The sequence below is a fragment of the Microbacterium sp. OVT16B genome (assembly GCF_019969705.1).
GTDB classification, from domain to species: domain Bacteria; phylum Actinomycetota; class Actinomycetes; order Actinomycetales; family Microbacteriaceae; genus Microbacterium; species Microbacterium natoriense.
The window spans coordinates 1,775,903-1,789,065 of record NZ_JAHXZA010000001.1; the positions used below are offsets into that span (position 1 = coordinate 1,775,903).

Consider the following 13,163-nt stretch of genomic DNA (forward strand, 5'->3'; position numbering starts at 1 on the left):
GACGTGTCAGCGCCCGGTGTCCGAGGGCTTGATGATCGGGATCATGCCGGTCTCTGCGGCGACCTTGCGGCGGTACAGGCGGCGCTGCTCCGGCAGGGACACGTCGAAGCTCACCGCGAGGATGCGGATCACCGCCGTCACGATGATGCCGATGATCGCGGCGAGCGTGATCGGCATGTGGAACAGGTTCGCGACGACGATGAACGTGCAGCCGGCGCCGGCCGCGACCGCGTAGAGAGAGCCGACGTGCATGATCGCGGTCGGCAGTCCCATCAGCATGTCGCGGAGCACGCCTCCACCGACCGCCGCGCACACGCCGATGAAGACCGCGGGCACCGGGGGGATGCCGAAGGCGATGGCCTTGCTCGTGCCGAAGGCGCCGAACATGCCGATGACCACTGCGTCGAGCACGACGATCACGGTGTTGATGCGGTTGAAGACCCCGGCGAGGAGCATCCCGAACAGGGAGGCGCCCGTCGCCGTGACCAGATACCAGTTGTCGTGCAGCGTCGCGGGCGGCTGACCGAGCAGGATGTCGCGGATGAGGCCGCCGCCCATGCCGATCATGATGCCGATGATCGCGACGCCCAGCCAGTCGAGTCGGCGCTGACCCTGGAAGCCTGAGGCGAACATCGCCCCCTGCACGCCGCCGAGGCCGACGCCGAGGAGGTCCGCCCACAGCGGAATGGTGAAGAGCGGTTCGGTCACCCGTCCATTGTCGCGCACGGAGGATAATCGAACCGTGCCGACCTACCGAGACGAAGCGGTGATCCTGCGCACCCACAAGCTGGGTGAGGCGGACCGCATCGTCACCATGCTCTCGCGGCGCCACGGCAAGATCCGCGCCGTGGCCAAGGGGGTCAGGCGCACGTCGTCGAAGTTCGGCTCCCGCCTGGAGCCGTTCATGGTCGCCGATGTGCAGCTCTACCAGGGACGCTCTCTCGACATCGTGCAGCAGGCCGAGTCGCTCGGGGCGTACGGAGCCGATATCGCCGCGCACTACGACCGGTTCACGTCGGCCAACGCGATGGTCGAGACCGCCGACAGGCTGAGCGACTCGGAGGCGACGCCCGAGCAGTACCTCCTGCTCGTCGGAGGACTCCGCGCCCTCTCACGGGGCGAGCATGCACCGCGCAGCATCCTGGACTCCTATCTGCTGCGGGTGATGGCACTGTCCGGCTGGGCTCCGTCGCTGGGGGACTGCGCCAGATGCGGCGATCCCGGTCCGCACACGCACTTCGTCGGGCAGCTCGGCGGGTCGGTGTGCACGAACGACGCTCCGGCGGGCAGCCCTCGGATCGCCGAGCGCACGCTCTCCCTCCTGCGGTCGCTGATGGCAGGGGAGTGGGAGCTCATCGATGCGGCATCGCCGGTCGAGACCTCCGCGGCTTCCGGATTGATCGCCGCCTACGCCCAATGGCACCTCGAGCGCGGCATCCGCTCGCTCGCGCACGTGATCGACGCCCCCCGAGAAGGAGCACGGTGAGCCCGAAGCCATTCACCCACAAGGATGCCGTGGCGTACCGCCCGCTCGACTGGACCGGGGTGCACCCGCCCGCCTTCCCGGCGGTCCCCGCTCATGTGGCGATCGTCATGGACGGCAACGGCCGCTGGGCCAACCGCCGCGGCCTGAACCGCATCGAAGGGCACAAGGCCGGTGAGGAGGTCCTGCTCGACGTCGTGGCCGGCGCCATCCAGGCAGGCGTGAAGCACCTCTCGGTCTACGCCTTCTCCACCGAGAACTGGGCGCGCTCTCCCGAAGAGGTGCGCTTCCTCATGGGATACAACCGCGACGTGCTGCACCGGCGCCGCGACCAGCTCAACGAATGGGGCGTGCGGGTGCGCTGGGCCGGTCGCAAGCCGCGGCTGTGGGGCAGCGTCATCAAGGAGCTCCAGTACGCCGAGCAGCTCACCCGGGGCAACGACACCCTGACGCTGACCATGTGCGTGAACTACGGCGGGCGCGTCGAGATCGTCGATGCGATGCGCTCCATCGCGGCAGAGGTCGCCGCAGGGCGGGTCAAGCCGAACGCGATCAGCGAGAAGATGATCCGCAGGCACCTGTACGTCCCCGACATGCCCGATGTCGACCTGTTCCTGCGGAGCTCGGGGGAGCAGCGCACGTCGAACTTCCTGCTCTGGGAGTCCGCGTACGCCGAGATGGTCTTCCTCGACACCCTGTGGCCCGACTTCTCCCGCGAAGAGCTCTGGCGCGCGATCGGCATCTACCTGTCGCGCGACCGGAGGTTCGGCGGAGCGATCGACACTCCCGATCAGGCCTGAGAGCGCATCCAGCGCTCGGCCTCGCGCGGATGCCGCAGCCGCACGATCGTCAGGTGGGGGAATCGCTCCTCGATCCCGGGCATGCGCTCGGCCCAGTGTCGGAGGGTCTTCGTCTGCCAGGCGAGGATGTTCTCCTCGGGGTCGCGGTTCAGCATGTTCCACGGCCCCTTCTCGCGATTGCCGTTCCAGAGCTCGCGCCGGAGCACGCCGCGCGCGAGGGTGCGTCTGATCAGCCGCGAGCGCACGACGCGGTACGGGTAGTCGAGCCAGAGCGCGAGCTGCGCGCGCGGCGTCATGATCTCATCCGTGCCCTTGCTGGTGTACTGCCACTCGGTGATCCAGCGCTCTTCGGCAGCGAACGTCCGCACGTCGTCGAGGAACGACGGCCGCGGTGTCCACTCCGGTCCGTGGAACAGCGCATCGATCTCGATGTGGCGCAGATCCCAGGCGGCGCCGATGCGTGCGGCGAGGGTCGTCTTGCCCGACCCTGAGACGCCGGCGATGAGGATCCGCTCCGGTCGGAACGGCAGAGGATCATCGGCGGAGAGCATCCGAGAATCCTAATCCGGAATAGCCCATTGGTGCATGCGGTTGGATAGGGATGTGACTGAACCCATCTCGATCGACATCTGGTCCGACATCGCCTGCCCGTGGTGCTACATCGGCAAGCGCAATCTCGAGAAGGGCCTCGAAGCCGTCGCCGGTGACGAGGACGCCCCGCAGGTGAACATCACGTTCCACTCCTTCGAGCTGTCTCCCGACACCCCGGTCGACTTCCACGGCGACGAGATCGACTTCCTCGCCGGCCACAAGGGGATGCCGCGCGCACAGGTCGAGCAGATGCTCTCCCATGTCACCGGTGTCGCGCAGAACGCCGGACTCGAGTACCGCTTCGATCTGCTGCAGCACACGAACACGGTGAAGGCGCACGAGCTGCTGCACCATGCGAAGGCGGAGGGCCTCCAGCACGAGATGGAGGAGCGACTGATGTCGGCGTACTTCACCGAGGGCAAGCACGTCGGACGGGTCGACGATCTCGTCGAGCTCGCCGTCGAGGTCGGTCTGGACGCCGACGCCACTCGTCAGGTGCTCGAGTCCGCGCAGTACCTCCCCGCGGTTCGGCAGGATCAGGCGCAGGCGCAGGCCTACGGCATCCAGGGCGTGCCGTTCTTCGTGATCGACGGCCAGTACGGCATCTCCGGAGCGCAGCCGCCTGCCGCCTTCGAGAACGTGCTCCGCGACCTGTGGGCGAAGCGCGGCGAAGACGAGTCGGAGCCCGCCGCGGTCTAGCGGGTCAGCGCCGCCTCGATGGCCCCGACGATGGCGGGGTCATCGGGCTTCTGCTTCGGGCGGAAGCGCTGCACGGATCCGTCCGGCAGCACGAGGAACTTCTCGAAGTTCCACTCGACGCGGCCGGCTTTTCCGCCGGCATCGGGCGTCTCTTTGAGCTCCTTGTAGAGGTCGGCGGCGTTCTTGCCGTTGACCTTGACCTTGTCGGCGATGGGGAAGGTGACGCCGTACGTCGTGGAGCAGAACTCGAGGATCTGATCGACCGACCCCGGCTCCTGGCCGAAGAACTGGTTGCACGGGAAGCCGACGACGCTGAATCCGCGGTCGCCGTAGAGGCGCTGGAGTTCTTCGAGCTGCTCGTACTGCGGCGTGAGGCCGCACTTGGACGCCACGTTCACCACGAGGACGACGTCGGCGCCGAGATCGTCGAGCGTCTTCTCCGCTCCCTGAGCGTCGACGAAGGGGATGCTGCGCACTGCGGAATCGGTCATATCCACAGCTTAGGTCGGTGCGCCGCCATGGGCGCCGGGTCTGGGAGAATAGAAAGGTCATGACTGTCGCCACCGCCCCCGCCCGCCCGCTCCGCATCGGACCGATCGACCTCGACGTACCCGTCGTGCTCGCGCCCATGGCGGGCATCACGAACACCGCCTTCCGCAGGCTCTGCCGCGAGTACGGCGCTGGCCTGTACGTGAGCGAGATGATCACGTCGCGCGCGCTCGTCGAGCGCAACGAGAGCACGATGAGACTCATCCGCCATCACGAGTCGGAGACCCCGCGGTCGATCCAGCTCTACGGCGTCGACCCGAAGACCATCGCCGATGCCGTGCGCATCATCGTCGCCGAGGACCACGCCGATCACATCGACCTGAACTTCGGCTGCCCCGTGCCCAAGGTGACCCGCCGCGGCGGCGGCGCCGCGCTGCCGTGGAAGAACCGTCTGTTCGCCGACATCGTCACCCAGGCCGTGAAGGCGGCGGGCGACATCCCGCTCACCGTGAAGATGCGCAAGGGCATCGACCACGATCACCTCACCTTCATCGAGGCGGGGCGCGCCGCCGAGGACGCGGGAGCGGCAGCCGTCGCCCTGCACGCCAGGACCGCGGGGGAGTACTACTCCGGCAACGCCGACTGGAACGCGATCGGCGAGCTCAAGCAGGCGGTGACCAGCATCCCCGTGCTCGGCAACGGCGACATCTGGTCGGCCGACGATGCGGTGCGGATGATGGCGCAGACCGACTGCGACGGCGTCGTGGTCGGGCGCGGCTGCCTCGGACGCCCGTGGCTCTTCGGCGAGCTCGCTGCGGCCTTCGGCGCCGAGACGCAGCCCGTCGATGCGACGCTCGGCTTCGTCGCCGACGCCTTCCGGCGTCACGCGGAGCTGCTCGTGGAGTTCTTCGACGACGAGGACCACGGATGCCGTGATGTCCGCAAGCACGTCGCCTGGTACTTCAAGGGGTACCCGGTCGGCGGAGACATCCGCACCGGCCTCGCGATGGCGTCGAGCCTGCAGAACATCGACGACCTGCTCGGACAGCTCGATCGCGACGCCCCCTACCCTGGAGCGGACGCCGAGGGCCAGCGCGGCCGGGCGGGTCGGCCGAAGCGCACGGCCCTGCCTGACAAGTGGCTCGAGTCGCGCGAGATCGCCGAGTCGACGTCGGAGATGATGCGAGGAGCGGAGATCGAGAACAGTGGCGGCTGACCAGCGGATCTCGGGCTACGACGCACGCGACGCGGAGCGCTTCTTCGCGGAGACCCACCGATCGGAGCGCGACGACTTCGCCCGAGACAGGGCTCGTGTGCTGCACTCCGCCGCGCTGCGCCGTCTTGCGGCGAAGACGCAGGTTCTGAGTCCGGCGAGCACCGCCGACTTCGCCCGGAACCGTCTGACGCACTCCCTCGAGGTGGCCCAGGTCGGACGCGAGCTCGCCACGGCGCTCGGGGTGTCCGCCGACGTCGTCGACACCGCCTGCCTGAGCCACGACCTCGGCCACCCGCCCTTCGGCCACAACGGGGAGCGGGCCCTTAACGACTGGGCGGAGAACATCGGCGGGTTCGAGGGCAACGCGCAGTCGCTCCGCATCCTGACCCGCCTCGAGGCGAAGGTCCTCGACGATCACGATCGCTCCGTCGGGCTCAACCTCACCAGGGCGAGCCTCGACGCGACCTGCAAGTACCCGTGGACGGTCGACAGTCCGGTCCCGGATCCGGGCGGGCGGCTGAAGTTCGGCGTCTACCCCGAGGACGAGGCCGTGTTCCGCTGGATGCGCGAGGGCGCACCGGGGCGCCTTCGCTGCATCGAGGCCGAGATCATGGACCTCTCCGACGACATCGGCTACTCGGTGCACGACTTCGAGGATGCGATCGTCAACGGGTACGTCGACGTCGCGCAGCTGTCGGACCCGCGCGAGCACGAGGCGCTCATCGACCGCATCCAGCAGTGGGTCGGCTACGACTTCACCAGGGACGAGCTCGCAGACGGCCTCTACCGGCTGGCAAGCCAGCCGATGTGGCTGACGTCGTTCGATCGCTCCCGTCAGGATCTGGCGCGCCTCAAGAACCTGACCAGCGACTTCATCGGGCGGTTCGCTCGCGCCTCCGTGTCGGCCACCAGGGAGGCCTACGCCGGTCCCGTCCTGGTGCGCTACAACGCTCATGTCGTGGTGCCGCGAGTGGTCGAGACCGAGATCGCCGTGCTCAAGGGCATCATGGGTCAGGCCATCGTCACGATCGATGCGCGCAAGGGCGTCTACAAGGAGCAGCGTCGCGTGCTGAAGCGCCTCGCAGACGCTCTGTGGTCGACCGATACGCTGTGGTCGGCGGGGGAGGACGTGCTCGAGCCCGCGTTCGCCGCGGACTTCCTCGATGCGACGACGGATGCCGAGCGCGCCCGCGTCATCGTCGACCAGATCGCCAGTCTCACGGATCAGAGCGCGATCGACTGGCACAACCGCCTCGTCGGCGAGATCGATCCCGCCGAGGTGGGGATCTGGAATCCGCGGAACGCCCGACCGGGCGCGCGTCGCGCGGCATCGGACGACCGGCATCCCGCATCCGCCGAGGTGCGCTGATGCCCCGCATCCGCCAGGCCGACGTCGACGAGGTGAAGGCGCGCACGAACATCGCCGACATCGTCGGCGAGCGCGTCGCGCTGAAGTCGGCGGGTGTCGGGTCGCTCAAGGGGCTGTGCCCCTTCCACGACGAGAAGAGCCCGAGCTTCCATGTCCGGCCCCAGGTCGGCTACTACCACTGCTTCGGATGCGGCGAGTCGGGAGACGTCTACTCGTTCCTGCGCGAGATGGATCACGTCAGCTTCACGGAGGCCGTCGAGAGGCTCGCCGGCCGCATCGGCTACACGCTGCACTACGAAGACGGGGGCGCCGCTCCCGAGACGAGCGGTCGGGCGCGGCTGTACGCGGCGAACACCGCCGCCGCAGAGTTCTTCCGCTCGCAGCTGCTGTCTCCCGATGCCGAGGCCGGGCGTCGTTTCCTCGGCGAGCGGGGGTTCGACGCGGGGGCTGCCGCGCACTTCGGCGTCGGCTTCGCCCCGCGCGGCTGGGACGGCATGCTGAAGGCGCTCACCGCGCAGGGGTTCACCCGGGAGGAGCTCAGCACCGCTGGGCTCGTCTCGACAGGCCAGCGCGGCGTATACGACCGCTTCCGCGGGCGGCTGGTGTGGCCGATCCGCGACGTCTCAGGGCAGACGATCGGCTTCGGAGCGCGCAAGCTGTTCGACGACGACCAGGGGCCGAAGTACCTCAACACCCCGGAGACGCCGATCTACAAGAAGGCGCAGGTGCTGTACGGCCTCGACCTCGCCAAGAAGGACATCGCGCGCGGCGACCCCCGGCGGGTGGTGGTCGTCGAGGGGTACACGGATGTGATGGCCTGCCATCTCGCCGGCCTCACGACCGCGATCGCCACCTGCGGCACGGCATTCGGCACCGATCACATCAAGGTGCTGCGACGGGTCATGGGAGACGACAACGCCTCCGGCGAGGTGGTCTTCACCTTCGACGGCGACGAGGCGGGGCAGAAGGCGGCGCTTCGGGCCTTCACCGAAGACGACCGCTTCAACGCGCAGACCTTCGTGGCGGTCGCGCCCGACGGGCTCGACCCCTGCGATCTGCGGCTGCAGAGGGGGGATGCGGCCGTCCGCACCCTCATGGACGCCAAGGTGCCGATGTTCGAGTTCGCCCTCGACCGCAAGCTCGCAGGCTTCGATCTCGGAACGGTCGAGGGGAGGGTGGGCGCGCTCAGGGCTGCGGCGCCGATCGTCGCGGAGATCAGGGACCGGCTGCTGCGCCCCGGATACGAGCGCGTGCTCGCCCGACGTCTCGGCATGGATCCGACCGAGGTGCACAACGAGGTCGAGCGGGCAGCACGCGGCGGCTCGCACTCCGCGCCGTCGCGACCGGAGCCGGCGCCCATCGATCCCGCAACGGGGGCCCCGGCGATCGTTCCGGTGACGCTCGCGAGCCTTCCTCGCACCGCAGACGTCGCCGTGGAGCGCGACGCGATGATGGGCGTGCTCCAGTACGGACATCAGATCGATCAGGCGCTGCTTTCCCGCGCTCTCATCGCGCCGTTCCGCACCCCGGGACTCGATGCGGTGCGGGAGGCCGTGGCATCCGCGCCCGACCGCACTCGCGCGGGCTGGGTGACCGACGCGGTCAACGCGGTGCGCGAGCCCTACCGTTCTCTCGCGGGGGAGCTGCTCATGACGCCGTTCCCCGCTCGCGACGAGGCGGGGGCCGTGGCGTCGGCGACCGATCTCGCGCGTCGGCTCATCCTCCGCAGTCTCGAGCACGAGAAGCAGGAGCTCCTGGGGGCCGTGCAGCGCGTCCCCGCCGACTCCGACGGAGGGCGTGCCCTGCGCATGAGGCTTCGCGACATCGACGTGGAGCGTCAGCGGTTCACCGAGTCGTAACAGGGGGCGCCGCTCGACGCAGGGCAGGATGGAAGCATGTCCCGAAGGCCCGACTCCACCACCGCGATCGACTGCTCGGACCTGGTGATCGACCGGGCCGGCCACGGTGCGCCGACCAGGGCCGTCGACGGGGTGACCTTCTCGCTCGCCCCCGGTGAGCTGATCTGCGTCGCGGGCCCCACCGGCTCAGGCAAGTCCTCGCTCGTGCTCGCCCTCGCAGGATCCACCGATCCGTCCGTCCGTGTGGTCGGCGGAAGCGCCCACGTCTGCGGAGTGGATGTGCGTCGCCCAGGACGCAAGCACCGGATCCTCACCTACCGCACGGGTTTCGTGCCGCAGGGAGCCGGTGCCGACCTGCCGCCGCGGCTCACCGTGCAGGAGGTGATCGCCGAGCCGATCCTGATCCGCGAGAAGCGCGTGAACACCAAGGCGCTCTCGATCCGTGTGGCCACCCTGCTCGACGAGATGCACCTGCCGCTCGGCACGGCCGCGAAGTTCCCCTACGAGCTGAGCGCCGGCATGCGGCAGCGGGTCGCGATCGCACGCTCCTTCGTGCTCGAGCCGAGGGTGCTGATCGCGGACGAGATCCTCGCCAACCTCGATCTCGAGGTGCGCCCCGTGGTCTTCGACGCCATCACCCGTCGTCGCAAGGAACAGGGCATGGGGGCACTGCTGGTGACGAACGACGCCGACTTCATCCGCGAACTGAACGCCGAGACCCTGATGCTGCGCAGCGGCCACGTCGTCGCCAGGGGAGTCGGAAAGGACCTGCTCTGGGCGCCCAACGCCGAGGCGGATTCGCAGTCCTGAACACCGTTGGATGCGACACGCCCGAGTCATCGTCCGTGTCACGAGCACGCCGAAGTCTTTGCTAAGCTTGTCGAGTTGCCCGCTCAGCGGAGCACATTCCTCGGTAGCTCAATTGGCAGAGCAGCCGGCTGTTAACCGGCAGGTTCTTGGTTCGAGTCCAAGCCGGGGAGCCAAGACCCCTGGCCTTCGCATGAAGGCCAGGGGTTCTCCTTTTCACCACAGCCGATGAAAGCCGGAGCGGATGACTCGATCCACGCAGTTCGCGCAGCTCGGCGCGCTGCTGCTCGAGGCGGGATTCTCCGCCACCGACACCCGCGACGCGCTGGAGGAGATCCGCGCCCGCAGGGCCCCGGAGCAGGAGCTCGCCTTCGCTGTGCTCCCCGAAGCGGTCTTCGTGTCGCCCGCAGAGGGGTCAGAGGGATCGATCCTCCGCATGTCCTTGGCATCGTCCCTGTCGACGAGGCAGTCCGCGATGGTGAGCCGGATGATGCACCGTCTCCGTGACGGTGATATCTCGCTGGAGCGGGCGCTCGGGGCCGAGCAGGACCGCATCCGCGCGGCCTGGATGCGCAAGCCGCTGCTGCGTTGGGTCGTCGGCAACGCGCTCCTCGCCGGCGGACTCGCGGTGCTGTTCCGCTGCCCCTGGTGGGCGGTCGTCGTGTCGACGCTCGTCGCGGCGCTCATGGGCGCTGTCGCCGTCCTGCTGCGCCGCATCCGTCCCGCTGCGGCGATCGTGCCGTTCGTGATCGCGTTGCTGTCGACCGTGCTCGTCAGCGAATCGGCTTCGATGCTGGGCTATACGACCGTGCCCCTCTTCGCCGTCTGCGCGCCGATCGCGATCCTCGTACCGGGGGCCATGATCACGAACGCCCTGCTCGAACTCACCTCGGCCGACGTCGTCACGGGCGCGTCGCGTCTCGTCTACGGCGTCGTGCAGCTCGGATTCATGGCGGCGGGAGTCGCGGCGGGCAGCGCCTGGATCGGTCTCGAGATCGATCAGGACTCGGCCTTCCTGCTCGCCGATGTCGCGGGGATCATCAGCGCCGACCCGGCCTGGGCGTCCCTGCCCTCGACCGTCTTCAGCTGGATCGGCGTCGCTGCCGTCGCGATCGGCATCAGTCTCGCGTTCGGGGCCGGGTACCGGCTCACCGCGGTCAGCATCGCCGCGATGGGAGTCGCGTATGCGCTTCTGATCGGGTTGGCGCCGTTCTGGGGGAGCACGGTGGCCACCGGAGCCACGGCAGCGGTGCTCTTCGTGATCGCCAGGCTGGTCGAGCGCTCCTCGTTCGCGATCCCCGCGACGATCACCTTCCAGCCCGCGTTCCTCCTGCTCGTGCCGGGAACCGTCGGACTCGTGGCGATCACCTCGTTCGACATCGACCCCGTCGCCGCGGCGCTGGCGATCTTCGCGAGCCTCTGCATCGGGACGAAGCTCGGCTCGATCATCGTCGACACGCACTGGTGGCGGCTGTTCCTGCGGCCGCGCCCGGGCCTGTAATGCAAAAGAAGGCCCCGCCGAGATGGCGGGGCCTTCTTTTGCTGTGTGAGGCCGGATCAGCGTGCGGCGCCCTTGAGTGAGGTGCTCGACTGGATGATGTTGCCCGACTCGTCCTGATCGAAGATCACGCACTGGATCACGCGGTCGTTGTAGGAGTCCCAGGTGTCCTGGGTCGGGGTGATCGGGTAGACGCCGAGCGCGGACTGGTCCCACGGGATGCCGACGAAGGACGTGAAGCCCTCACCGGTGCACTGCTCCTGCGAGGCGGTGTCGATCGCCGTGGCGTCGTACTCGCCGTCGGGCATCTTGTACTCGAAGAAGACCTCTTCGTCGTGCGGCTCGGTGCAGGGCACGACATCGGCGCTCTCGAGGAGGCCCGAGGGGCTCTCCATCTTGCAGTCGCCGACCTTCAGCGAGAAGATGCCGATGTTGGCGCTCTCGGTGACCTGACCGGTCTTGTCGTCGCGGTCTGCGTCTCCCGAACCGCTCCCCAGGATGCCGTTCAGTGCGCTGCAGCCGGTCAGTGCGAACGAGAGCGCCGCCGCCGATCCGACGAGAGCCAGCGCGTGTCGCGTGCGCAGTTTCATGTTGTTTCCCCTCCAGGACTGTGGTGAGCGGGCACAGAAGAGTCCCGCCTCAGGAAACGCTATCCGTCCCGGAGTCTGTGATGCAACTCGAAAACCCCTTTGACCAGGCTGAGAGTCTCAGCCCTCGAGGTCGTCGACGCCCGGCATCCAGCTGGCGCCGGGTCGACCCCATCCGCGTTTGCGGGCGATCTTCTGCGCGGTCTTCCAGTCTCCGTCCGACAGGCGATCCACGTAGAGGATGCCGTCGAGGTGGTCGAACTCGTGCTGCATGATGCGCGCGCGCCAGCCGTCGACGGCGATCGCGACCGGTGAGCCGTCGAGGTCGGTCCCGGTCACCTGCACCCGCTCGGAGCGGCGCAGCGGGAACCGCTCGCCGGGGAAGGAGAGGCAGCCCTCCGACTCCAGATCGGGGTCGGGGTCGCCGGGTTCGAGCGGGGTCATCCACAACTCGGGGTTGATGATGACACCACGCCACGGCTGATCGTCGTCGTCGACGTAGGCGTAGGTGTAGATGCGCAGCGGTACGCCGACCTGAGGGGCGGCGAGTCCCACGCCGGGCGCGGTGTCCATCGTCTCGAACATGTCGGCGACGAGGGTGCGGATCTCGTCGGTGATCGCCTCGACGGCGGAAGCGGGAGAGTGCAGGACGGGATCGCCCATGATGCGAATCGGAAGTACAGCCACGCCATAACCATACTGGGCGCACATCGCCGGGTAGGGTCGTAGGGTGAGCATCTCCGTATGGATGAGTGGGGCGGATGTCGGCGACCAGCTCGTCGGCGTCTTCCAGAATCCGCGACTCCTCCTGGGCATCCCGCTCGCCCTCGCGGGCGCCGTCTTCATGTCCCTCGGCGCGCAGTATCAGCACCGTGGGGTGGAGAAGGTCGAGCAGCTCAGCGGCGCGGACGGCGCGACCGGGCTGAGTCTCGACCAGATCAGAAGACTGCTGACGCGTCCGTCCTGGATCATCGGCACGCTCATGCTCGGACTGGCCATCGTGTGCCAGCTCGCCGCGCTCTCCCAGGCGCCGCTGATCGTGGTGCAGCCGCTCGGCGCGATCGCCCTCGTGATCACGACCCTGCTCAACGCCAGGGTCTCCGGACACACGCCGACGAGGCAGTCCATCACCGCGATCGTCTGCTGCGTCGGCGGCATCTTCCTCTTCGTCTCCTTCGCCGCGATCTTCGCGGCGGAGAAACCCATCAGCGACATCGAGCTCTTCACGATCCTGGCGATCCTGCTCGTCGTGATCATCGTGCTCGGCGCCTGCTGGCTCGTGCTGCGTCACCGCATGCGGGCTCTCTTCTACGTCATCGGCGCCGGCATCCTCTACGGCTTCGTGGCCACCCTCGCCAAAGCGGTCATCAATCGCATCGAGGCCGGCAACTTCGAGTGGATCACCCTCGTGTGCGTGATCGCCCTGATCGCGGCATCCGCCGTCGGCGCGTACTTCGTGCAGACCGCGTACAGCTCCGGTCCGCCCGACCTCGTCATCGCCGGTCTCACGGTGGTCGACCCGCTGATCGCGGTGCTCATCGGAATGCTCGTGCTCGGCGAAGCGGCGGCGGCGCCCGGCTGGGTGCTCGTGATCTTCGGGGTCGCCGGCGCCATCGCGGTGTGGGGCGTGGTCGGTCTCGCCCGGTACCACCCGCAGGTTCTCAGCGAGAGTCAGGAGCTCGGCATCCCGCGGGGGAGCGACGGCGCCACGGGAGCGGACGAGCAGAAGTAGGCGCTCTCCGCGCACTCGGACGCCACGACCGTC

General features: G+C 68.4%; 14 protein-coding genes and 1 tRNA gene. 10 read left to right on the forward strand and 5 right to left on the reverse strand.

Features of this window, described 5'->3' with window-relative positions; all coding sequences use genetic code 11:
* Positions 1–6: 6 nt before the first annotated feature.
* Positions 7–708 (reverse strand): trimeric intracellular cation channel family protein, encoded by a 702-nt coding sequence (locus LC438_RS08385; RefSeq protein WP_105672964.1) that lies wholly within the window; start codon positions 706–708, stop codon positions 7–9.
* Between the two features lie 34 nt (positions 709–742).
* On the opposite strand from LC438_RS08385, the gene recO reads away from it, so the two are divergent.
* The gene (gene recO / locus LC438_RS08390) at positions 743–1,486 is read left to right on the forward strand and encodes a DNA repair protein RecO (RefSeq protein ID WP_105672965.1); all 744 of its coding nucleotides are present in this window, start codon (positions 743–745) and stop codon (positions 1,484–1,486) included.
* The gene (locus LC438_RS08395) at positions 1,483–2,283 is read left to right on the forward strand and encodes an isoprenyl transferase (RefSeq protein ID WP_105672966.1); all 801 of its coding nucleotides are present in this window, start codon (positions 1,483–1,485) and stop codon (positions 2,281–2,283) included. Before recO ends, LC438_RS08395 begins: the two co-directional genes overlap by 4 nt.
* On the opposite strand, the gene LC438_RS08400 is transcribed toward LC438_RS08395, so the two are convergent.
* The gene (locus LC438_RS08400) at positions 2,274–2,834 is read right to left on the reverse strand and encodes an AAA family ATPase (RefSeq protein ID WP_105672967.1); all 561 of its coding nucleotides are present in this window, start codon (positions 2,832–2,834) and stop codon (positions 2,274–2,276) included. The two genes, LC438_RS08395 and LC438_RS08400, sit on opposite strands and share 10 nt — an antisense overlap.
* Before the next feature lie 52 nt (positions 2,835–2,886).
* On the opposite strand from LC438_RS08400, the gene LC438_RS08405 reads away from it, so the two are divergent.
* Positions 2,887–3,573 carry a DsbA family protein gene (locus LC438_RS08405; protein WP_223586321.1) on the forward strand — a complete coding sequence of 229 codons (687 nt, stop codon included), beginning with the start codon at positions 2,887–2,889 and terminating at the stop codon, positions 3,571–3,573.
* Here the strand turns inward: LC438_RS08405 and LC438_RS08410 are convergent.
* Entirely contained in the window at positions 3,570–4,064 is a 495-nt protein-coding gene (locus LC438_RS08410) for a glutathione peroxidase (RefSeq protein ID WP_105672969.1), read from the reverse strand. The genes LC438_RS08405 and LC438_RS08410 overlap by 4 nt on opposite strands.
* 59 nt (positions 4,065–4,123) lie before the next feature.
* Here LC438_RS08410 and dusB point away from each other — a divergent pair, with 59 nt between their 5' ends.
* From dusB to LC438_RS08440, 6 genes are all read left to right on the forward strand, one after another.
* Positions 4,124–5,278: a tRNA dihydrouridine synthase DusB gene (gene dusB, locus LC438_RS08415; protein WP_105672970.1), complete on the forward strand. Its 1,155-nt coding sequence runs from the start codon at positions 4,124–4,126 to the stop codon at positions 5,276–5,278.
* Positions 5,268–6,647, forward strand: a complete 1,380-nt coding sequence (locus LC438_RS08420) for a deoxyguanosinetriphosphate triphosphohydrolase (RefSeq protein WP_105672971.1) — start codon at positions 5,268–5,270, stop codon at positions 6,645–6,647. Before dusB ends, LC438_RS08420 begins: the two co-directional genes overlap by 11 nt.
* Positions 6,647–8,506: a DNA primase gene (gene dnaG / locus LC438_RS08425; protein ID WP_223586322.1), complete on the forward strand. Its 1,860-nt coding sequence runs from the start codon at positions 6,647–6,649 to the stop codon at positions 8,504–8,506. The genes LC438_RS08420 and dnaG overlap by 1 nt, the downstream gene beginning before the upstream one ends.
* A 36-nt stretch (positions 8,507–8,542) precedes the next feature.
* Positions 8,543–9,316, forward strand: coding sequence for an ATP-binding cassette domain-containing protein (locus LC438_RS08430; RefSeq protein WP_105672973.1), 774 nt, complete (start codon positions 8,543–8,545; stop codon positions 9,314–9,316).
* Positions 9,317–9,413: 97 nt separating this feature from the next.
* Positions 9,414–9,489: transfer RNA gene (locus LC438_RS08435), tRNA-Asn, on the forward strand.
* A gap of 68 nt (positions 9,490–9,557) precedes the next feature.
* A complete protein-coding gene (locus tag LC438_RS08440; RefSeq protein WP_223586323.1) occupies positions 9,558–10,814 on the forward strand; it encodes a threonine/serine exporter family protein in 1,257 nt (418 codons plus the stop codon).
* 56 nt (positions 10,815–10,870) lie between these two features.
* On the opposite strand, the gene LC438_RS08445 is transcribed toward LC438_RS08440, so the two are convergent.
* Positions 10,871–11,401, reverse strand: a complete 531-nt coding sequence (locus tag LC438_RS08445; protein ID WP_223586324.1) for a septum formation family protein — start codon at positions 11,399–11,401, stop codon at positions 10,871–10,873.
* Positions 11,402–11,518: 117 nt separating this feature from the next.
* On the reverse strand, positions 11,519–12,085 hold the full coding sequence (gene def, locus LC438_RS08450; RefSeq protein WP_181155826.1) for a peptide deformylase: 567 nt from the start codon (positions 12,083–12,085) through the stop codon (positions 11,519–11,521).
* A 61-nt stretch (positions 12,086–12,146) separates the two neighbouring features.
* Between def and LC438_RS08455 the strand changes: the two genes are divergently transcribed.
* On the forward strand, positions 12,147–13,130 hold the full coding sequence (locus tag LC438_RS08455; RefSeq protein WP_105672976.1) for a DMT family transporter: 984 nt from the start codon (positions 12,147–12,149) through the stop codon (positions 13,128–13,130).
* The last annotated feature ends 33 nt before the right edge of the window (positions 13,131–13,163 follow it).

Coding starts and splice junctions, on each gene's coding strand:
- dusB (WP_105672970.1), top strand. CDS start 4,124: ATGACTGTCGCCACCGCCCCCGCCCGCCCGCTCCGCATCGGACCGATC.
- LC438_RS08410 (WP_105672969.1), bottom strand. CDS start 4,064: ATGACCGATTCCGCAGTGCGCAGCATCCCCTTCGTCGACGCTCAGGGA.
- LC438_RS08445 (WP_223586324.1), bottom strand. CDS start 11,401: ATGAAACTGCGCACGCGACACGCGCTGGCTCTCGTCGGATCGGCGGCG.
- dnaG (WP_223586322.1), top strand. CDS start 6,647: ATGCCCCGCATCCGCCAGGCCGACGTCGACGAGGTGAAGGCGCGCACG.
- LC438_RS08440 (WP_223586323.1), top strand. CDS start 9,558: ATGACTCGATCCACGCAGTTCGCGCAGCTCGGCGCGCTGCTGCTCGAG.
- LC438_RS08430 (WP_105672973.1), top strand. CDS start 8,543: ATGTCCCGAAGGCCCGACTCCACCACCGCGATCGACTGCTCGGACCTG.
- LC438_RS08455 (WP_105672976.1), top strand. CDS start 12,147: ATGAGTGGGGCGGATGTCGGCGACCAGCTCGTCGGCGTCTTCCAGAAT.
- LC438_RS08400 (WP_105672967.1), bottom strand. CDS start 2,834: ATGCTCTCCGCCGATGATCCTCTGCCGTTCCGACCGGAGCGGATCCTC.